At 56.7% G+C, this 20,326-nt stretch carries 23 protein-coding genes; all 23 read right to left on the bottom strand.

Annotated features, from left to right (window positions below):
* Positions 1-16 precede the first annotated feature (16 nt).
* A complete protein-coding gene (traG, locus tag MRY16398_RS29925; RefSeq protein ID WP_047368790.1) occupies positions 17-3,301 on the bottom strand; it encodes a conjugal transfer mating-pair stabilization protein TraG in 3,285 nt (1,094 codons plus the stop codon).
* Complete coding sequence (gene traH, locus MRY16398_RS29920) at positions 3,294-4,664, bottom strand: conjugal transfer pilus assembly protein TraH (protein ID WP_047368791.1); 1,371 nt, start codon at positions 4,662-4,664, stop codon at positions 3,294-3,296. The genes traG and traH overlap by 8 nt, the downstream gene beginning before the upstream one ends.
* Positions 4,657-4,929, bottom strand: a complete 273-nt coding sequence (locus MRY16398_RS29915; protein WP_047368792.1) for a hypothetical protein — start codon at positions 4,927-4,929, stop codon at positions 4,657-4,659. Before MRY16398_RS29915 ends, traH begins: the two co-directional genes overlap by 8 nt.
* Before the next feature lie 16 nt (positions 4,930-4,945).
* Positions 4,946-5,572 (bottom strand): F-type conjugal transfer protein TrbB, encoded by a 627-nt coding sequence (gene trbB / locus MRY16398_RS29910; RefSeq protein ID WP_047368793.1) that lies wholly within the window; start codon positions 5,570-5,572, stop codon positions 4,946-4,948.
* A complete protein-coding gene (locus tag MRY16398_RS29905) occupies positions 5,559-5,774 on the bottom strand; it encodes a hypothetical protein (protein WP_125125767.1) in 216 nt (71 codons plus the stop codon). The genes trbB and MRY16398_RS29905 overlap by 14 nt, the downstream gene beginning before the upstream one ends.
* Positions 5,771-6,226 (bottom strand): hypothetical protein, encoded by a 456-nt coding sequence (locus tag MRY16398_RS29900; protein ID WP_125125766.1) that lies wholly within the window; start codon positions 6,224-6,226, stop codon positions 5,771-5,773. The genes MRY16398_RS29905 and MRY16398_RS29900 overlap by 4 nt, the downstream gene beginning before the upstream one ends.
* A gap of 9 nt (positions 6,227-6,235) precedes the next feature.
* On the bottom strand, positions 6,236-7,030 hold the full coding sequence (traF, locus tag MRY16398_RS29895; RefSeq protein WP_125125770.1) for a type-F conjugative transfer system pilin assembly protein TraF: 795 nt from the start codon (positions 7,028-7,030) through the stop codon (positions 6,236-6,238).
* On the bottom strand, positions 7,030-8,913 hold the full coding sequence (gene traN, locus MRY16398_RS29890) for a type-F conjugative transfer system mating-pair stabilization protein TraN (protein WP_125125765.1): 1,884 nt from the start codon (positions 8,911-8,913) through the stop codon (positions 7,030-7,032). The genes traF and traN overlap by 1 nt, the downstream gene beginning before the upstream one ends.
* Positions 8,910-9,530: a type-F conjugative transfer system pilin assembly protein TrbC gene (trbC, locus tag MRY16398_RS29885; RefSeq protein ID WP_125125764.1), complete on the bottom strand. Its 621-nt coding sequence runs from the start codon at positions 9,528-9,530 to the stop codon at positions 8,910-8,912. Before trbC ends, traN begins: the two co-directional genes overlap by 4 nt.
* A 9-nt stretch (positions 9,531-9,539) precedes the next feature.
* Positions 9,540-10,532, bottom strand: a complete 993-nt coding sequence (traU, locus tag MRY16398_RS29880) for a conjugal transfer pilus assembly protein TraU (RefSeq protein ID WP_125125763.1) — start codon at positions 10,530-10,532, stop codon at positions 9,540-9,542.
* Positions 10,529-10,867 carry a YdeI/OmpD-associated family protein gene (locus MRY16398_RS29875; RefSeq protein WP_103244827.1) on the bottom strand — a complete coding sequence of 113 codons (339 nt, stop codon included), beginning with the start codon at positions 10,865-10,867 and terminating at the stop codon, positions 10,529-10,531. The genes traU and MRY16398_RS29875 overlap by 4 nt, the downstream gene beginning before the upstream one ends.
* A gap of 65 nt (positions 10,868-10,932) precedes the next feature.
* Positions 10,933-11,610 (bottom strand): hypothetical protein, encoded by a 678-nt coding sequence (locus tag MRY16398_RS29870; protein ID WP_125125762.1) that lies wholly within the window; start codon positions 11,608-11,610, stop codon positions 10,933-10,935.
* On the bottom strand, positions 11,600-11,890 hold the full coding sequence (locus MRY16398_RS29865; protein ID WP_103244825.1) for a hypothetical protein: 291 nt from the start codon (positions 11,888-11,890) through the stop codon (positions 11,600-11,602). Before MRY16398_RS29865 ends, MRY16398_RS29870 begins: the two co-directional genes overlap by 11 nt.
* Positions 11,887-12,507, bottom strand: coding sequence for a type-F conjugative transfer system protein TraW (gene traW, locus MRY16398_RS29860; protein ID WP_103244824.1), 621 nt, complete (start codon positions 12,505-12,507; stop codon positions 11,887-11,889). The genes MRY16398_RS29865 and traW overlap by 4 nt, the downstream gene beginning before the upstream one ends.
* Positions 12,504-12,950, bottom strand: a complete 447-nt coding sequence (trbI, locus tag MRY16398_RS29855) for a type-F conjugative transfer system protein TrbI (RefSeq protein ID WP_103244823.1) — start codon at positions 12,948-12,950, stop codon at positions 12,504-12,506. The genes traW and trbI overlap by 4 nt, the downstream gene beginning before the upstream one ends.
* A gap of 14 nt (positions 12,951-12,964) precedes the next feature.
* Positions 12,965-15,610: a type IV secretion system protein TraC gene (traC, locus tag MRY16398_RS29850; protein ID WP_125125761.1), complete on the bottom strand. Its 2,646-nt coding sequence runs from the start codon at positions 15,608-15,610 to the stop codon at positions 12,965-12,967.
* The gene (locus MRY16398_RS29845; protein WP_125125760.1) at positions 15,600-15,884 is read right to left on the bottom strand and encodes a hypothetical protein; all 285 of its coding nucleotides are present in this window, start codon (positions 15,882-15,884) and stop codon (positions 15,600-15,602) included. Before MRY16398_RS29845 ends, traC begins: the two co-directional genes overlap by 11 nt.
* On the bottom strand, positions 15,884-16,438 hold the full coding sequence (gene traV / locus MRY16398_RS29840; protein ID WP_047368804.1) for a type IV conjugative transfer system lipoprotein TraV: 555 nt from the start codon (positions 16,436-16,438) through the stop codon (positions 15,884-15,886). The genes MRY16398_RS29845 and traV overlap by 1 nt, the downstream gene beginning before the upstream one ends.
* A gap of 107 nt (positions 16,439-16,545) precedes the next feature.
* Positions 16,546-17,025, bottom strand: coding sequence for a hypothetical protein (locus MRY16398_RS29835; protein ID WP_047368805.1), 480 nt, complete (start codon positions 17,023-17,025; stop codon positions 16,546-16,548).
* Between the two features lie 34 nt (positions 17,026-17,059).
* Positions 17,060-17,572, bottom strand: a complete 513-nt coding sequence (rfaH, locus tag MRY16398_RS29830; protein WP_047368806.1) for a transcription/translation regulatory transformer protein RfaH — start codon at positions 17,570-17,572, stop codon at positions 17,060-17,062.
* A gap of 11 nt (positions 17,573-17,583) precedes the next feature.
* Positions 17,584-18,987: an F-type conjugal transfer pilus assembly protein TraB gene (gene traB, locus MRY16398_RS29825; RefSeq protein WP_047368807.1), complete on the bottom strand. Its 1,404-nt coding sequence runs from the start codon at positions 18,985-18,987 to the stop codon at positions 17,584-17,586.
* Entirely contained in the window at positions 18,984-19,718 is a 735-nt protein-coding gene (gene traK / locus MRY16398_RS29820; protein ID WP_047368808.1) for a type-F conjugative transfer system secretin TraK, read from the bottom strand. The genes traB and traK overlap by 4 nt, the downstream gene beginning before the upstream one ends.
* A gap of 3 nt (positions 19,719-19,721) precedes the next feature.
* Positions 19,722-20,321 (bottom strand): TraE/TraK family type IV conjugative transfer system protein, encoded by a 600-nt coding sequence (locus MRY16398_RS29815; protein WP_047368809.1) that lies wholly within the window; start codon positions 20,319-20,321, stop codon positions 19,722-19,724.
* Between the last annotated feature and the right edge of the window lie 5 nt (positions 20,322-20,326).

Below are 20,326 nucleotides of genomic sequence, written 5' to 3'. Positions count from 1 at the left end.
CTCCATTTAGACTCTACTATGAGGCTTTATTCTGTTGAGCTCTTAGTGTTTCTAGTTTTTCTTGAAAACCGCCCCTTTTTTCTGAGCTATCCCAAATTGGCAACGTTTGCTTCAAATCTTCTTCGGTTCGACCAATCTGCTGGCGTTTCACCGCCCCCTGATGCTCTCCCTTGAGTATATCACTGGACGTCTGAACAGTGTTTTTATTTTCGTCAATTTTTCCGCCATTTTCCCTGACAGTTTCCGTATTGCCAGATCTTTGTGCTCTTACACTACTGGCCACATCATTACGGATACCGGCACCGGAAGCCTGCTCGCTTATCCGCTGCGTACCCTGACGAAAATCAGTGTTCATCATTTCCGAAGGGCCACTGGCAGGCGTACTCAGGTTACGCTCATGAATACCGACGTGTACATTTTCCTGCTCACGGCGGACCGGTGTGGTGGAAACCGTTCTGCCAGCAGGCTCATTACCCGGCTGAGACCGGTGCAGTGAACCTGCGCCAGGTCTTTCGGACTCCCCGCCCGGCATTCCCTGCTGCGTCTTCTGTCCCCCGGATGTGCGAACCGTACCCTGTACGTCATAACTGGCGTCATAGCGAGACGGCGTGCTACCTGCCGGTACAACCGGAGAAGAACCCGCAGGCTCACTCTGACCTGCAACTCGCTGACGTCCGCCGCTGATTGTGCCCCCTGTTTCACCGGATGGCGCATTCCGGACCATTGACGTTTGTGGGTCCGGTGTATTGCGACCTGTCACAGTCCCCTCCTGGCTGGACTGCACCGGGTTTTCCAGTGTGCGCGACGGTTGTAATGGCTCACTGTTAACCTGCTCCGTTCGGGCGCCGTAGTTCCGCATGATTTCCGGCTCAAGCCGCTCGTGCATGAATTCCGTCGCTGCTGTCTGCGCACTTTTCACATTGGTCAGGATGTTCTGCGCATCGCTGCCGTACTTCGCCGTTGTCCAGTTCACAAACTCCTGATTGTAGTTGGCATCCAGGCTTGCACTCTGCGATTGTGACAGCGTGGCCATGCGGCTGAATTCCTGGCTGCGTGTGCTGCTTTCGGTGTACTGATGGTACTGGCTTTTCGCATCGTTCAGCGTGGCTGCGAACTGCTGTGCCTGCGAGCTGGACTGGTTGTCCGTATGGCTTCCCGACTGACTCAGGCGGGTCGAAGTGACCATATCCATCCCTTCACGGAAGTCACGTGCTTCCTGGCTGTTCTGGTCATGCCGGTTATCCCGGCTTTCAGAATTGGTGTCCTGTGTGCCGTGCGCACTGCCGGAAGTATGTTGCCAGCCGGTATTAACGCTGGCCTCCCCGCCTACGCTGAGACCGGTCGCCCATTTACCAAGTTTGCCGGCGAGCTGATCGCCGGAATCAAATTTGATGTACGCTTTGCCATCAGCCCCCATGCTGCCCCGGTTAGTGATATCCATGAGCTGGTTATACGCCTGCTGTTCGGAGATATTGTGGGATTTGGCATAACTTTCCACCGCCGACTGCATTTTGCTCGCGCCGCGACTGACATTTGTCGCCACACTGCTGTCGCTACCCTGCGTCATCGTGTCGCTGTTGCCGCTCTGACGGGTCAGCTGGTTCATCTGCTGGAAGCCACTGGTAACGCTGTGGTTGTAGCCATCAAGTGAACTCTGTGCTTCCTGTTGCGCCTGGCGCGCCTGTTCGGAGTACCCACTGCTGGCCAGTGCGCTGAGCCGCATATTCACCGGCAGGTTAGAGATGGCTCCGGAGGTGTCATAGACCTGACTTCCGTCAGCCGTCTGTGTATGCATTGAGCCGTTGGTGGTCTGGAATGCCTGCGAGCCTGAGCGGTGCATCATGTTGGTGTCAAACTTGTTGGCATTCACATTATCCATCGACATGTTGTTAAACGACCAGTTGCCGTCCGCCGTGGTGGAGGCCTGCCCGCCAGTTGCAAACGCCGCCGAACTCATAATGCTCCCCACAGCCTGCGAAGCCACCGAGGCTGCCCCCTTCGTCAGGAAGAAGGCCAGAATCGGTATCGACATGCTGAGATAACCAGCAATGTTGGCCGCATCCGAGTGCTGCAGTGCCACCTGGTCCTGGTTCGCCAGTACCAGTGCCGTGTTACCGGTTTTCGTCTGCAGATAGAAGTTAGCCAGTGAGTTGAGGATGGCAAACATCACCGGCCACATCTGAAAGTACAGAAAACCTCCGGCATAGAGTTTAAGCGTGTTCAGCCCGAAAATACTGTGGTTAACCAGTGCGAGCGCAATGACCAGCGGGAACAGTCCAATCAGGACCAGCATCATCAGCGACTGGAACATTGGCAGCGTGCGTGCGGCTATCACACCACCCGCACCCCAGCTGATGCGCTGTTTGGTCAGGCTGGACTCCGTGGCCAGGTTGAGCAGGTTCGCGGTGTCCGAAGACCGGGCCGCGAAGCCCTTCCAGCCGTCGCGGATCGCAGCATTGGTGATGTTGTTGCGCATAATCTGCGAGGCACTCAGTCCACCGGCGTAGAAAAAGTTATAACTTTCGTTCATTGAACTACTCAGTAGCGCGTTTGCATTGATCCGGTTGCCGAACAGCCGTGTCGCTAACGCATGCCAGGTGGTGCCCCCAAAACTGATATCCGCGCCGATCAGATTCTTAATGACACCGGCGGCCTGCTGGCAGGTAACGAACTGGCGCCCGCCACCGGTATCCTGATACACACCTCTTAACGGACTCGGGTTGTCAGTAATCAGCGTCAGCGGGTCGGTACTGTTCAGCAGCTGTGCCACGGTGTATTTGCTGTTGAGCAGAATGTCACCCACCACACAGTTTTCCACGTAGTCGGTGAGCATCTGAGCAAGCTGTGGGTTTTGTGTCCGGAAATCGGACGACTGCGCCACAATCTGAGAGCCAAAGAGCATGCCTGATTTTGTGTATGTCAGCGAATCGGGCCGTGCGAGCGCATAATCATAAAGCCGGGCGACAGAGAACCCGACAGAAGTCGATAAACCGGCAATGCCTGCCAACCCGGCCGGCACATTATCCACCTCATAGACCGCTGCCGGGTCAGTGATATCAATAATCTGCACGCTACGCTTGGGTACCAGCAGTACCGAGGTGATGATGAAAAAGATGGCGACCCAATGTAGAAATACCATCGGATTGCGTGATTTGATGAAGCTCGCCATCACGCCCAGCACTCCGAAAAGCCCCACAATGCGTTTCAGTGTGCTGTAGGTATCTGAGCCAATAATGGTGACCACGCCATTAAACGTCTGCCGCCACATATCTCCGCCGTAAATGGTCCAGACCTCAGTCATTGCCGGTACCCCACTGGTAGTTGCTCTGATAGGACGTTGAGATAATTGTCGAGACCTGCTGTTGCAGGTACTGCATGTTCCGGTCGATACCGTCGAGGGCATTCTGGTCGGCAGTCGACTGCAGTTTCATCTGCGCCAGCAGTGAGGTCACCGCCAGTACGTTATTACGCAGATCACTGGCGGCCTGTTCCGGGAAGTTTTTACCTGCCAGCGACTGACTTGCCTGTTTTACCAGCTCCTGCAGGTACTGGATCATCATGTCCTGGGCCACAAAGTCTGCGACCTGTAACAGATAGGTTGGACTCATACCCATACTGCGGGAGTTGGTCAGGTATTTCAGCACCGGCACAGACGTGGTATTGATGAAGCCCTTTTCCTTATCCGACAGACCGGTATCGCTACTGAGTTTGCTGTCGATGGAGACCATCAGATTACGCACCTGCGAAACCAGCGCGACGTCGCTGCTGATGGTTACATCCTTTACGGTGGGTCCCAGACACAGGCTGGACTCATCACATCCATATATCTTTGCCGTACCTCCACGCATTAATACACCGACAATGTCACGGTTATCGACCAGCGGAGTGAGGATGGTGACCTGTCCCTGCGCGTTGAAAATGATGGAGCCCACCACACTCATCACAAGCTCTTTAAGCTGCTGATTACCATCGAACAAATGATTGCGCCCCAGTGCGTCCCAGATGAGGTTTTTATTCTTGAGCACCTGGTCTTTTTGGGCATCGGACGCCTTGCTCGTCACGTTGTCGCCCTGCCCTCCGACCGTGCACCCCTGACGCGATGCCGCCCAGTCAGCGAACATGTTGCTTTCGCCGGCGATGTCCTGGCAGATTTTCTGGTTCGACACCTGTGAGACGGGCCACAGCCCGCCGATGATGCCTTGTGCCGCCTGACAGGAGCTCATGTTCATGGAATTAATATCACTGGCCAGTTTCTGCAGAAAGTCTTTCGCCTGCTTGAGTTCCGGGACCATTGTCTGCAGGGCCAGATCAAAAGCATATCCGGCTGCGTTGGACATTATTTGCTTTGCAAAGCGCTGGATTTCCTCTCCACTTATCATGGAGAACGCCCCGAGGTAGGCGTCAATACCGCCACAACCGGCATTGAGTGATGGTACCTGCATGGAAATAAGCTGTACCTGTTTGACGGGATTTCGCAGGTACACTGAGCCACCGGTGAAATACCCGGCTGCCTGCCCCTGCCACGCCTGGGCTTTTGAAACATTCCCGTCAAAACCGAGGCTGCCAAAATAGCCGTTAAGGTCGCCCTGTACATCGGCGAACGCCGGTGTACTGAGACCCAGCACCGTCACAGCAGAAAGAAGTAACTGACGGAGTTTAATCATGCTGAACGCCTCCCCTGGCCGGTTCAGGTTTAAGACACTGGCGGACAACGTAGTGCCCCAGCGCGGTACTGATGAAGCCTGCACTCAGGGATATCATCAGCAGGACCGGACAGTCCTGCAGAATAGTGACAAGTGTGTCAGCGCTCATGGCCCTGACAATCCGTCCGGCCAGCGTGCCGTATATCACCGCAGAGGTGAGAAAGGCGATGGCGAAAATCAGGCATACTTTTTCGGAACGCGATAACGCATACATGGATGTGCTCATTGTTAATCCGCCTGTATTACTGAGTTGTCAGCGCGGCGCTGGCCGGAACCGGCCCCAGCGTGTCCGGGGAAAGATGATCAATATCCGCCTCAATCATCAGCGCGAGTCGCTGACGAAGCGTATTCACATCGGTATCGCCCTGATAAAGCGGATAGGCCGTGTTGGTATGGACGTTGACCATAAACGTGGTGGGGGTGGCAATCGGCAGGCCATTGCCAAAGAAGGTCAGAATTTCACCAGCTATCGGCTCATTCGGTCCGGTTTTGCGCGGGATAAGTGCCACCGGGAAAGCGGTGTCACCGTAGCCATCCAGTGTATAGGGATACACTTTGATCCCTTCCTGGTCTGCCCACGTTTTTAACTGAGGATCAAATTTCGCACTGTACTGACAGCCGCGCTGCATAAAGACCACGATGGCATAGTCATTCAGGTTCACCTGGCGACCATCGGTCAGCGTCATCATGTGCGGCGCTTTCACCGCTGCCGGTCGTGCAGGCTGTGTCCCCGGCAGACCAAAATCCAGCAGGGATGTTCCATGTTGGGCTTTCACCTGCTCCAGCCGGCTGATCTCATCAGCAACACTGGCCTGCACGGCCACCGGGCAGAGCAGTGCCAGCGCGGTAAGCAGTTCACTGTATCTCATGACTGGACCTCCGGTCACGACGGGCGCGTCGGTACGCGACCAGTTCCACTATCAATGCCAGTGCAACCAGTGAGAAGCATATTACACTCCCGACCACCAGGACTTCCCGTGTGAGGATGACAGACCAGGCCAGTAACTGGCGCAGGCAGTTCAAAATGATGCCGGTCATAAAGAGCGTGGCGATGAGAGGAAGTCGTTTCATCTCTCACCTCGCATGGTGGGGAGTATTTTCCCGGCCTTTTCTTTTAGCCAGAGGACAATGACCAAAGATTCCTTCATGCCATTCCAGGACCACCATATAACCGCGCCCAGAATGGCCAACCACAGATAAACATGCTTGATGAAGGTGTCAGTTGACCGCTGCCAGGTGTCAGCATCGACAAGAACACGTTCACATACTGGTTTCACAGAAGGAACGGGGGGAAGGCTGTCTTCCGGCGAGGTGTTACGTGGTGGAACACAATCCCACACCTTACCGGGTGGTGCATCCGCAACCAGACTACGGGCTTCCTCCATAAACTCCCCCGCGAGAGAGTTATTAAAGGAGAGAAAAACAAAGCCGACAAAAAAGCTCAGTGCCGGCGCGGTGACAAAACTGAACCAGAGGGCGCGGCGAAATGTGCACGCCACGCGCCAGGTGCTGATGTTACTCATGGGAACTCCTCAGAAATTGGGTCTGAACCCGGTGGCCACATTCAGGAACCGTTTTGCCAGGTCATCCTGCGTCATGAAGCCGTACGCCAGTGGCCGGTAGTCCTTCGTGGCCGGGTCGACAAGGTACAGTGCCGGGAAATGGCTGATGCCCATTCGCGCACTCTGCCCGGTGTCCGGACGGGTGTCCGGCACCTGTGGGGACACGGTGCCATCCACACTGACCGGTATCAGCGAGATATTGCGCAGGCGGGCAAAATCCGCGACCACGCCAGCCATCTGTGCGTCAATCGGGTTACTGCCCCGGTAGAAGTAGAACAGGCCGTACTGCCCGGCCAGCTGGCTGATGGCCTGCGACTGTTTTTCCTGATCCCGTGCCTGCTGGAGTGGGGCTGTGCTGTTATAGTGCGGATGCTCCAGGTTGTAATCGAGATCCGGATGCGCAAGTTGCGCCACCGCGAACGACTGACTGAACATTGACGCGCGGTCCGTCCAGAACTTCTGCCAGCGCAGAAAAGTGGCCGTATTCTCCGCCGAGGGGTAGAGCATGGCGCGCGTCATCGCCTGTTTTGTATAGCCTTTCAGCACCTCAGCCTGCTCAACCGGTGACAGTTTGCTGAAATCCGGTACCTTCTGTGGCGCAGGCACTGGTGCAGGCACCTCCTTCGGCTTTTTCGGTTCGTTGTACCAGTGCCAGCCTGTAAAAGGATCGGCTGGCGTAACCACGGTATCTGCGGGGGGAGGCTCATCGGCCAGCACCGGTGCGACACCGGATATCAGGAGACAGGCAAGCAGCAGTTTTTTCATCATTTTCCCCCCATCTGATTCACCTGGGCGGCCACGCGGTCTTTCGCCAGTTGGGCCATCGTGGACGCATCCGGGATTTTCTGGTTATTCATCAGGTCTTCGTAGAAGTCCGCGAAGTTAATCAGATCGAAATTGATATCCTGCAGCTCCGGGACCGTAATACCCCGGCAGTCAGGGTTATCACCACTGCCAAAACTCACCCCCAACTGGTCACGACGCCCCTGCTCCTGAATGATGCGCGCCAGCTTGCCCTGGAAAACGCAGTAGACCTGGCTTTTCTGGACGCAGGCCCCGAGGACTTTGTGATCACAACGCTCACCGACACTGACGGTCACCTTTTTGGCTTTGGCCTTACCGATGGCCATCTCATCACTGTTGCAGGCCGCCAGTCCGGCATCCGCACCCCAGCCTGAGTCCTTACAACAGTTGTTGAAGCCGGCGAACGCCTTGCGGCAGCTCATTGCCTGGCCGCTAAATGCCCTGACGTTGACCTGGTCATCCCTGACGTTTTCACCAGCCGAGGCCAGCCCCGCCAGTTTGGCAACCGCCGTATCAAAGCCGCTGTCACCCGCGCCATTGGTATCGCTGCAGTCTCCGGTTTTGCAGAAATAATCCCCGCCACAGACCAGGCCACTGGAGGAGTAGACCTTCTGGCACTGGTAGGTTTCTGTCTGATGGAGACACGTACCTGTTGCTGCATCTGTGTCAGTACAGGTATGAGCGGAAAGCGTACAACTGGGGTTGTTGATTAGAGAAGCACAATTACCGGTAGAATTTGTCCCTGTTACATAGGAATCTGTGTATCCCCAGCAATCGCTGTACTGACTGTACTGGACACCGTCAACCGTAACAGTTCTTGTTCCGCCAGGGTCAGTACAAATACTGCCAGCACTTGACTTCGCAGTAGCGGTATCAAAGCCGCAACTGCTACTCCAGGTGACCTGTGGAACATATTTTTGTGTCCCTGTACGGAACGTAAACACTATCTGGAAATGCCATATGGGCGACCCGCCGGGTGATGAAAATAAATCCTCGACCATATAGGGAACGTTCTGTTTGTTATTCACTACAATTCGTAATAACTCATCTTTGTTAAAAGCATTGCCTGCAGGCAGTGTGTAGCTACCTGATGTGTCATACATATTCAGTGTTTGGCCTAGCAAAGTGAGATTCAGAAAATAAAGGTCATTGCTTTTTGCTGCTGACCGGTCAAAGGTATATGTCATAGTTGCTGAAATGACTTCACCAGAGGGCACCGGAACGTCGTAGTAATAAGGTCCTTTATCCCCGCTCCCCTGAAGAGGCAGAGTCTGCCCCCCGGCGCTTAATTTTCGGTTCGTAAAATCAATGGTGTAAGTGGTATACGCATAATCATCGACATATGACCCTGTAATGGATGCTGTTCGTCCGCACGTTTCGATGTCACCCACATCACGGTCACACTGGAAGTTTTCAAATGTGGATTTGGACACTGCGGTACTGGTGCACTGCTGGCTGGTTCCGTTGAGTACGCTTTCAGAGCCACTCTCTGCCGCTTTGCCCGCCGTGATGAACGGCGCATTCGGATCAATCACTGGCGACGGGTTTTTGGTGCTGGCGTCAATGACGGCCTGACCGGCATTACTGCCCAGCAGGGCAGACTGGCCTTTATCACTCAGCCCGCTGTCCCCGCCTCTGACACCCCCGTAGTAGTTTGTCTCGGACGGATTACTGGTGTATCCCGGGATAGCGCTGTTCACGGCATCGGTGTTCTTTAGTGCAGACGTCCCCTGTGATGCGCTGCCTTTCCCGAAACTGGACCCCGCCTTATAAGCGTCGCTGTTCGCATCCGCAAAGGCCATTCCGCTGAACAGCAGAACGAGAATAGCGAGAGACATTTTCATCGGGCCGCCTCCAGCAGTTTGCGCGCCGTGGCAGCGCAATCGCCCTGCTCTGCGATTTTACCCAGCGCGTCGCGCAACGGCAGGCTGCCCCGGATGACGTCGTAATGCCCCGGGCAGGTGACAACCAGCGCCGGCACCGCCGTAACGTGGTAATCGCTGTACAGCGTCGGGTCTATCTGCACCCCGATATTTTTATCTTCCTTCGTCAGCTCGAACATCATGGCGGCCGTCTTGCGAAAATCATTATCAACAAGGCCGCGTAATGTCGCCGGTATCTTTAATCGTGCAGCATCCTGCAGCATGGGCAACAGGCCTTCCCGGGGGATACCGAGGCTGACAAAGTAAATGGCATCCGGAGTGCGCTGTTCCCCTCCTTCCTGAGCAGTCTGGTCATTGCGAATACCCTGCTGCAGTTTCTCCACCAGGTCCTGTTGTGCAGGGGGCAGAGTCAGCGTCTGGCCCGACAGGGAATCTTTAAACTCCTGCAGGGCATTTTGCTGCTGTTTCATCCACTCGCGGTCCCGGCCGTTAACGGCAACCTGATCGCTGGCGAAAGAAACGGACATGCTTAAGAGCAGGCCACTGGCGAACAGGGCCTGAAAACGGCGTGTATTCATGATCGGTTCCTACAGAAAGACGCAGTTGCGTTTGCGCCACATCAGATAGCCAAAATTCTTTTTGGACTGTGGGGTGTTGTGCGTGGTGCCCCACAGCTGCGTACTGGCGCCGAAGGGGTGACAGCTCGACGTCTCGGGATACATATTCACCATCTGGTAGCGCCAACGCTCCTTCGGAATGATGGGCGACGGGTATTGAAAACAGACGGCGGTGTCTGCCCCCACGGAGTTCATCACCAGGCCCTCCCGGTGCAGTTTGTAAGCCATCCGCTCACTGACCAGCAAGGAGGATTCGAGCGGCGAAAACTCGCCACTGGTATAGCCCGTAAACGGATACATCGAGCCCTGTGCACCGGCGCACCAGAACAGGGGTGACAGGGGCAAACCGGCAGAGCTGGCAGCGGCATCTGCGGCACAGGCAGCCTGAGCAATCAGGTTGCCAAACAGCGCGGCCTCCGGGTTGATGATCATCGAGAGGGTGGAGTCGTTCCACATCGGGTCGACCTCAGACAGATACGCAATGTCCATGTCCCCGGTCTGCATGCAGCCGATACTGGTGATAATGTTCAGCCAGAAAATCAGCGGATATTTATACCAGTGGACGTGGTAGAACGCGCCCGCAGCAGGCCGGTCACTCTGTCCTGCCGTGCCTGTACCGGTCCTACCCAGGTCAATCTTGAAGCCCCCCATATTGACCATCACGCCCGGTTCCCGGGTCACGTCCGTCATGGCCATCGGTTCCCAGAATCCAATAGCCAGCCCGATACGATAGAGAATACCGACCGGGCAAATCTGGATGGGTGATGCAGGATTGGTTGTGTCCGGTTGCGGCCCGTATGCCAGCGGGATACTGCCGAGCGTCATCGGAAACAGGCATTTCCAGCAGACGTCTGAAATGGGGTTCACCCAACGACCTTCACCGGCATTACTCCCCGCCGCCATTACCGGTTGTGCCAGCATGGCGGAAAGGAGCAGGCAGGTGATCAGGAAGAAACGCTTCATGAGGCGGCCTCCTCCCGGCGGCGCAGCCAGATACAGACGGCTCCGTCATCCGTATCGTGAATACTGCCGGTAAACCAGCCGCCACCGGCGGGTACAGAGGGTTGCCAGAGACTGCAGTTACCGGTTTTCCAGAATGTGTCCATCATCCAGTCCGGTACATCGTTTTCCATCCAGACGGTCGCTGACTGCAGGTGGTGTTCTGCAAGCCAGGCTTCAAACTCGCCCGGGCGCGGAAATTCACGCGAGTCAGACGGTGAAAAAAAGTCAGGGTGTGTCCAGCCGCCCCAGCGATCGCGCACGACCGGCTGAGCCGATATTTCAGCAGGTTTGGTCATAATGGTGGATTCCGTAAAAACAGCAAAAGAGGGTCAGAATGGCTCTGGTTAAACGGCCTGAACCGTTATTGTCCGGTCAGCCCGTTCGTCGTGCAGTTATTCACTTCCTGTCTGACGACATACCAGCCGGTCGATTCTGCCGCCTGGCAACACCAGTCGGCCCAGCTTTCCGTATAGCCATCATCAGCGGCCTGCTGCAGTATCTGTTCAAGGACCTCGCCCCTGCGGGACGGCGAAACATACTGCTCACGTGCCCGCACGATGGTGGCCCCCACGCGCCTGCGGGCGTCAGGGGACAACACCACTTTGTCATGCGCCGTCCTGCGCAGCGCATACCCTTCCTCATCGAGCGCATCTCTGAATGCGGACAGAAGTGACTGCCAGTAAGCGGCATTCTGATCTTCTGCTGCACGGGCGGCCATTTCCCGGCTGCCAAACGTCAGGGCCACAGGGGCGGGCTTTCCATACTGCCTATCCGCGGTTTTCCGGCGTCCGGCAACCACGCGTCCTGTCCGCAGGATAACAATGGCCAGTGCCAGAAGAACAACGAAAAGCCCGACGGCCGGAAGATGCCCTGTCAGCTTACTGAACGCGTTGATGCCGTCAGGAGAAAGACCGATTTCGGCACGGCACACCGGCGTTTGCGAAAACGCTGTCGGAACGGGCCGCAGGAGCGCTTCGTCATCAGGCGGCTTCATGGCCGTCTGCGTCGCGACCGGCAGCTCCGGGTATTCAGTTGACATGCGCTCCTCCCTGGCCCGTCAGGTACCCCATGCCGTGCCGGCGGATGACGTCGCTGACATCTTTCTCATTCAGCGAAGCGAGAACGATGGCGGTTCTGACATCGCTGCTGCAGGCCAGCAGCACCTGAAGTGCCGCCCGGATAATAATCGATTCAGTGTAGAGAGGATGTTCCTCCGTCATACTGCGCAGACCGTCTTTATCAGCATCATTAATGCGCACTGTGGTGTTATGACGTTTTACCTGTTCAGGAGCCCGCGACCCCCGCGTGTTGTGACTCATTTCAGTGCCACCTCCTCCACCTTAAGCCAGCGGTCATCGCGTGTAATGCGGACCGGTGTATGCTCAAAGCCGAATTTTGTTGTTAGCGTGCCGTACTGATCGAAGTACACCGGCTCGTCCAGCGCCAGACTGGTATCCCGGATGTTGCCGTTCACCAGAATGACTTTGAAATTTTGCTGCCCGGACAGCTGCTGCCTGATCCACGTCATCTGCACCGGATTGTCGCCATCAATGAAAAACAACGTCTCACTGAACGGCACCTTATCCAGCGGATTCACCCGGTCACCTGCCCGTGCGATGACATTGCCGCGCATATCCCGGATGGTTTCATTTACCGTGAAAGTCGGGTCATAGCGGAATGCCCTGTCCTTTGTGGCGGGAGTGAGTCCGGCCACCGGCGCAGGACGCACCGCGTGGGCTTTCACCCGCGCTTCGGCATCCCGCTGTATCCTGTCCAGCTCGCCACTTTCCTTCATTCCTTCCAGGCGCTGGCCGATAAAAGCCAGCAAATCAGGCTCTGTGACAGGAAACAGGTGGCCGAGGGTACCGAGGTCTTTCGCACCGGCGGGTAGTGACAGCATCGCACCCAGCATGATGGTCACAAGGCCGACTCTCATGGTGCCCCCTGCATCTGACGGGCGATGTCCGCCTGTATTTCCGGCGTGATGTCCACCGCGCCCGACACCACGGCACCTTTTACCAGAATGATGCCCCCGTGCGTCGCCTGCCAGCGGGTCAGACTCGCATCCAGCGACGCCCCGAAGCGTTTTGTCAGCGCCTCAAGCGCTTCTTTTGTCAGCGAAGACTGTGCCGTCTGCTGTCTGAAGGTATCGATGGTGCCCTTCATATCGAACACCACATACGCCGGCTGCATCATCGTTGTGACAAGCACGCTGATGCCGGCACTGAGCATAAGAACCAGCACAACACACGCGGCAAGGTAAACGCGGCGCCTGCGCAGTAAGGGACGTTTACGCGGGCGGTTTTCGTCCGTGAGACGCGCTGCAGCATCCGGCGCACTGTGCTCCGGCACTGAAACCTGAGTATTTTCGTCCTGCATATTGGGTACTCCTCTTATACGCTGGTCAGTCCGGCCCAGCGTTCCAGTTCCTGCATTTCGGTCTGATACATATGCGGCTCGCAGGCCAGCAGATAAGCCGCTTCCTCACTGGTTGCCCCCGCCGCCTGCGCATCACTCATGTACTGATAGTCTTCCCCACGGGTACTGAACATCGCGCGCGTGACCGGGTCCACAAACACCCGGTGGAACGAACTGTATTCCCCACTCGAGATCATGACTGAACTGAATCCCGTATCACGTGCTGGCTGGAAGCCACGGATAACCTGCGTTTCCATCTCGCTGAACTGGTCAGGGTTGGCGTTAAGGTAAGTTTTAAAGGCTTTGGCGTCCTGCAGGAGGGTGACTTTCGTTCCTGAGCAGTCCCACGCCGCTGCTGCTGCCGGCGGCGCGGCCTGGTCTTTGGTACCGGTGAAATCCTTGATGCCCTGCGTGATAGTAATGAATGCCCCACGATGGCGGCGAACCGTCCGGTAGCCGGTTTCGATAAAGCGAGCGGCATGCGGGTTAGAACCACTGAACAGACGCCAGGCTTCGTCGATAATGGCCACTTTTTTCAGGCTGCGCGGCGAGTGGTACATCTTTTCCTGTATCGCCAGAATCAGCGAATAGAGGATAGCGGAGAGCAGGTGAGGCTGATTTTCCAGACTCAGCAGCTCCAGCACGGCAAAGCGGGTATCACCATCGAGCGTCGGGCTGTCCGAATTGAAATAATCGCCATTTGCCCCCCAGGTACACCACCGGTCCAGTAGCAGCACCAGTTCGTTGATGCGGTTCATGATGGTCGGCTGGTCACCGTACTCTTCCCTGACGGCAGGAGACTTCATGTACAGCACCACGTCGTCGATACGGGCTTTGTTCTTTTTAGCCTCGAATGCCGCCACCACGCCCTTAAGCAGGATGGTTTCACTGACTTTATCCAGCGGCTCATTAGGACTGGCCAGTACCGTCAGAAGCCCCTGAACCCCTTCTGCTGATTCTTTAATGTCGCGTATGTTGGCAAACGGGTTAAAACGCAGCGTGGCCCCGTCCAGATAGGCACCGCCCGCCTGTTTACAGAAGTTGCGGTAACTGCCCCCCATGTCGATAACCCAGCCGAAGCCTCCGGCATTCAGTACCTGCCGCAGAATTTCCTGGATAAAGAAGCTCTTGCCCGCGCCGGTGGTCCCGGTGACCGCGATGTTAAAGTTGGTGGCACCGTTGCTTTCGCTGAACATGTCAAAGAACGCCAGCGCATTGCGGTAGGTCGGTAGCGGACTGCCGGACGCCGCCATCTGCCGCTCTGCCACCACCGGCATCAGATTGACGGCATTGAAGCTTTTGCAGCGCAGCGTGGCATTCATGTGCTTCATATCGTCCCACAACCCTTCCTGCATCAGGAACGGGAACGTGGTGAGCCAGTTACGCAGTTGCTGATAGCGCGGAGCGGATATCTCCAGGTCATTTTTGCGGAACACGTTGATGGCCGAGAGTTCGCAGGCCTGTTGTTTGCTGTCATCATCCGGGCAGAACAGCGTCAGGTTCAGACCAAAACTGCACATTGCGATTTCGTTACTGGCCAGTCCCATACGCAGGTCGCGCCACTCTTCGTAAGTACGCTGCGTATTGGGAAACAGTTTGCCGTAGGAAGAGTTGGCCTTTTTGCCCATATCCTGTTCCCTGCGGAACGCCTCGTTCTGGCTGCTGACCTGATCTTCAACACAGATGGTCCAGCTCAGCAGGAACGGACAGGGGATACCGAGGTCCGGGAAGCGCATGTTCTGCAGATTGTCTGCTGCCTGCCAGAGTGCAAACTTTTTCGGCACTTTGGTCAGTTGCATATTCACCACCCGCGTACTGGCAACGGTGGTATCGCCCTCGTCCCCCATGATCCTGTCACCGGGCTGGCGTGAAGTGGTCAGGCGCAGGTAACCCGGATGCACTTCCATTTCGGTACTGTGGTCCACGCACTGGCGGTGCAGCTCCTGATCCGGGTTCCAGTTTTCATCACCGGCATTGACCTGTCCGGGACGATAATTGATCTGCTCGCGCAGAACGGTCAGGAACTCCGCCGCACCGACACGGCGGGTGTCCATGTGGGCCGCCATCATCGACACGCGCAGGGTTTCACGTATCTGCGCCACTTCATCCATCACCTTTAATCCACCCGTTCCCGGATGGGCATACACCAGAAAGACTCGGTAACTGCGCAGATAGAGCGGATATTCCCGGTTATTAACCAGCCCTTTCAGCGCTGAACGCTCCCAGTAGGCTTTGGTAATGGCGTTGAGGCGTGGGGCCATATCGCCTTTCCACATATCGCGGCTGAGGCCGTTTTCCAGCATGTCCCCCACGCACTTACTGGCTTCCATCAGCACCGTGACCGGTGTTTTACGCGGCAGTTTCTTGCGCAGCAGATCATCCAGCGCCTGCACCACCTGCTGGTTGGCCCCGGCGAGGGGGGCCACTTCCATAATGAACCCAACCGATCGGCTGTTAATAAACAGGTCGGATTTCTCATCATATTCGCGGTAGGGCAACAGACTGGTTATAGAAGGATAACTGAAGGTTTCCTCCAGCTTCTGACGCGCCGCTTTTGCGCCACCCTCATCGCGACTGCTGCTGAGGATACCGGTGAGGTGTTCGATAACATTACTGAGCATCCTGTCCTCCCCGGCGCTGAGAGCACGGACCAGTCAGACCGTCAGCTAACACGCGTGTTTTTCCCATGCCGCAGCGGCCACAGATAACAACGTTGCTGTCAGCAGACTCACTGGCTGTGAGGTCTGCCCGGGACCGGTGATGATGGTACAGCGCCTGTGCTGAGGCTTCGGTGACCAGAATGTGTGAAGACAATAACGCCCTTCTGCCCGTACCGGTTCCGGTACGTGATGGAACAGATACTATTGTTCCCATACTGAGAATGCGCTTTTTCATTATTCCCCCTCATGGATAACCCGGAAATCATCGTTCCAGCGTGATTTTTGTTTCACAAACTCCACAACAGCGGGCTGATGGAAACTGTCCTGCTCATCCACCCAGGGGGCTATCCAGAGCCGTTGTGTGGTATCCGGGATACGCATGGCCTCGACCTGCCCCGGCCCGCTGTACCCGGAAGGGGTGATGCTGCCGTCGGGTATGGCTACCGGCCGTATCGGGGCGGTGGAGGTGGAGGTGTGAAGCCTGCCGGTATTCACTGCCTGTCCGGCAACGGGACGCGGCGCAAGGGTTGCCACACTGACGGGACGAGCGGGGTTAATGGCAGGCTTCACATTGCCGGGCGTCGCCAGTGCCTCAGCCGCAGGCTTTGGGTTGCTGCCCTTCGCCGTATTCAGATCGTCCAGACTCTGGTGTTTTGAGGCCAGATGGCTGGCGTCAGACATCGACAGGCACTGGTCGGTGGCGGTTTTGTTGCAGTCGAAATCAGAATTCATACCGGCGCAGCCGGTTAAAGCGCCGCACAGCAGTGCGGCACCCAGTAATTTGTACATGGGTGTCTCCGGGTGTTATGGGAGGAATTAAAAAAGAAGATTGTCTAGGGGGGATTAATTAATGAAAAAATTCCTGCATGTCAGTTCGTAGTGAGATAAAGCCCGCCTCACCGGTGGCATTGTTCACGACCCGCCTCCCCGGTTGGCTCCGGAGCGTTGTCCAGAAAGCGCAACGGTCTTTTATCTGACGGAGACACGGTTCCACATTCTCTTTCATACCAGCATTCAAGATCCTGCAGTTCAAGGTGTCCCTTTTGTCGTGCGGTCTCCTGCAAATCATGCCAGGCCATCATGTTACGGGGCTGATACGCAGACAGTCTGAAATCCAGCGTGTGACTCCATGTTTTCAAGGCAGTGGCTGGCAAATTCCAGGCGATAAGCCCTGACCCGAAAACGAAAAGCGACAAAAACAGAGCCGCGTTAACCGGGTGCACAGGTAACTTCATGGCAGTCCAGAAACCCATTGCAGCGAGCGTAATCAGGATAATCCAGAACCGCCTGATGCCGGGTGGGGAACCGCCTGCACGCCACTGTCTGATATCACTGCTTATCTGGCCCAGCGTTTGAGCGTTAGTCTTTTTTTTCACGACGTTCCCCCTCCGTTAATGTCAGTCAGCCGGTTCATGCTGCAGCCTCTCTCGCGACAATATGAAAGCGCATGCTGCTGTTTACCGGGACGCGCACCTGCTGATTCATCAGGTTCAGGAGGAGCATGGCCCGCTTCATGCCGTCCGGTTCATACCACACGGCTTCGATACCTTCGAATGCACCATCACGGAGCATCACCCGGTCCCCGTGCTGTGGGGCGACTGTCTCCGGTGGCGCACTGCTCCAGCCCTGGCTGAGTTGTGTAATCACGCTGTCCGGTACCACGGAAGGCAGGCCACCGAAGCTGATGAGCGTCGAGATACCACGCGTGGCTTTGATGGCCGTGGTGTGCACCACCTCCGGGTCAAAACGCACAAATATGTAGTTCGGGAACATCGGCTGCGGCGTTACCCCCCTGACCCTGCCATTGTGCAGGCGGACCTCGGAGAGCATCGGCAGCAGGCACGTCACCCCCTGACTCTGCAGCTGTTGTTGCGCCCGCTTTTCCTGGGCGAACTTCGTCTGTGCCACATACCAGTTTTCCATCACGTCCCCTGTCAGTTAATGGTGTCACCGAGACGAAGCTGGCTTGCCTGCCGCAACACTTCATCCGGATTCAGCACCGGTGCGTTGTTGCTGTTGCTGGCATTCGTCGCCGGGGTGGCCGCCGCGGTCTGCTGGGAGGCCGTCTGTGCACCGGTTTTCTTCTCTTTTTCTTCTTCCGCATCCTCAATGGTTTCCAGGCGGAAGCCCTGCTGGAAGACCACCGTCACGGCATTACCAGCCCCGATATCAATCACCGGGTGATACTGCTCAGCACGTTTAATCCAGTACTGGCTCAGTGTGTCAGCCGCCTTACTGGCCCCGCCGCCAAATCCCTGCTTGAGGATGTCGCCGGCACCGACGGAGGCAGAACCACCCAGCCCGACAGTCGGCGTGGCTGCAGACTTAATACCCTCGCCGAAGCCTGATAACAGCCCGGCCGCACCGGCGTTGGCGATGATGGCACCGTTACGCATCACCGGCTTGCCACGGATACCCTGTTTGCCCTGGAAGGAAACGTGCCCGTCAAACGCCATATCGATGTGCTTGCCATTTTTCAGGATGCAGCTGATGTTTTTTGTGCGGACTTCGCCGCGTTCGCTCGAGATATCGCCGTACATTTCCCCGGTCACGCGGCACTGGTCCATGTTGTACGTTTTGCCGTTGGGCATCGAGACATCACCGAGCAGGGTGATAACCACGGGTGAGGTATTTTGCTGACCGGTCACACTGGCATTGGCGTCTGCCCCTTCAATCAGCACTGCCTCAGAGAATGACCCTGACGGTATCCAGGGGAGTTTTGTCTTTTTCGCGGAGAGTGAGGCGTAGGTGAATGTGTCCCGTTTCAGTCCTCCGGTACGCATCGTACCGGTGCCGGGATAAAAGCCCTGCCCCTGCCCCTGACCCTGCGGATAAAAATGACTGCCCTGCCCCGCAGCGGGTGCGCCGGACTGAGGCGTGACACTCCACTGTGCCGGACCGGAGGGGCCACCAGGAACCGGTCCGTTAGCGGGAGCACCGGGCGGAACAGCCGTACCCTGCCCCGGCCCGGTGGGGGTTTTACCGCCCTCTGTCTGCTGCTTCTGCAACTGACTCAACACTTCTCCCATTTTAGCCAGCTGGTTTCTCAGGTCATCGTTCTGGGTTTTCAGGGTGGCGGCCAGCGTGTTCATGTCTTTCTCCAGCCCGGCCGTCTTGTTCTGCTGTTGCTGCAGCGCCGATGTGGCCACTCCTTCGGTAAAGGAGGTATTCACCAGGCTCCCTGTCAGGTTCGGGGCCGCTTTGGGTGCAGGACGGTTAAGTTCTGCCTGATGATGTGACCAGGCCCAGATACCGCCGCCCGTCGCGAGCATGACCGCTGCGGAGATACCGGCAATCATCCACTGACGGCGGCGCGTGGCGGTATTGATGTTACTCATGCCCCCTCCTCAGCCGTGGAAAAAATTACCCAGACAAAACCCTCACCGCCGGCGTACAGGGTCCGGGTGGAGAGCATCACCGCCCGCACCCCTTTCTGCCAGAACTGCTTTTCACTGAGCGGGCGGCTGATGTAGCCGGTGTTTTTCATGCGATACCGCACCACCTGCAGGTGCGAACCGACGAGCTGGCGCTCAGGCGTCAGCTGGACGCCGGCGGGCGGGTTATACGCCGGACCCCGTGCGACTTTCATGTCGGTGTACCCTTCCGGTACCTCGCCGTTGACGACGTGGCGGGCCACGCTGACCAGTGTTTTCTGAAACGGCTGGCTTTCTTCCCAGGCTTTTGCATCCGGATTGGGTTTGAGGGGGACGCTTGCGGGGATAAGGTGCAGGGTGCGCCCGTTCCCCGGTTTTGGCGACACATCAATTGAGACGCTGACGCCACCGGCGGTCTCCAGAAACAGCGTAAAGTCCTGACCGGTCAGCGGAGTAATCATCAGTGCGCCGTCGGCGGTATTGTCTTTCGTGTACGCGTTTTCCGGCCCCGTCACGCCGGTAATCAGTTCGCCGTCGATGATGATTTTATTGGGGCTGGTATTACTCATCTGCGCTTTGAGATGCGCATTATTTTCAAACGGAGTTCCGGCCGGGCCGGGTACCGCAGCCAGTGCAGTTGTGGACAGGCAGACCAGCGCGCCTGCCACAGCCAGTGCAGAAAGGGTTATCTTCATGGTTCAGTCCTGTTTCGGGTGGCTGGCGGGTTGCTGCCAGGGAACCTCAGTGAACGCCGTCAGGCGGATGAGACCATCCACGTAATGCACACTGAGCCGCCAGGCTTTGTGCGCATCCGGCAGCGAGATTTTCAGGTTACCGTTGGTGGTACTGGCACTCAGCGTGCCCTGCGCGATGATGTCACCGGTGGCCGTGTCGGTGATTTCATCATCGATACGGAACACAGAGGACACACCGTTCTTTTTGATGTACTCCGCCTCAGCAGCCAGTTGCTTTTTTATCTCGTCACGGTATTCGGCCGGAACCTGACGCAGCAGGGCAGCATGCTGGGCGTCCACGGTTTCGGGCGTGACGGAAAGACGGAGGTTAATGAAGGAACGAACCAGCATGCCGTTCAGCGCTGCATCGCCGGAGGCGGCATCGGAGATAAACGGCCGGTCAAATATCATGGGCGTGGTGAGTGTCTTCTGCGTTTTATAGAAGTGCCACGCCATTGCACCGTTAATGCTGATACCAATGGCCAGAATAAACACAAGCAACACCAGTGATGAGATAACCAGGATGACCACCCGGTTACGCCCTTCCCGGACCTGATACTTCATATGCA

Origin of the sequence: Phytobacter sp. MRY16-398, assembly GCF_003925915.1 — a bacterium.
GTDB classification, from domain to species: Bacteria; Pseudomonadota; Gammaproteobacteria; order Enterobacterales; family Enterobacteriaceae; genus Phytobacter; species Phytobacter diazotrophicus.
This window is presented reverse-complemented; position numbering and strand designations above follow the sequence as displayed.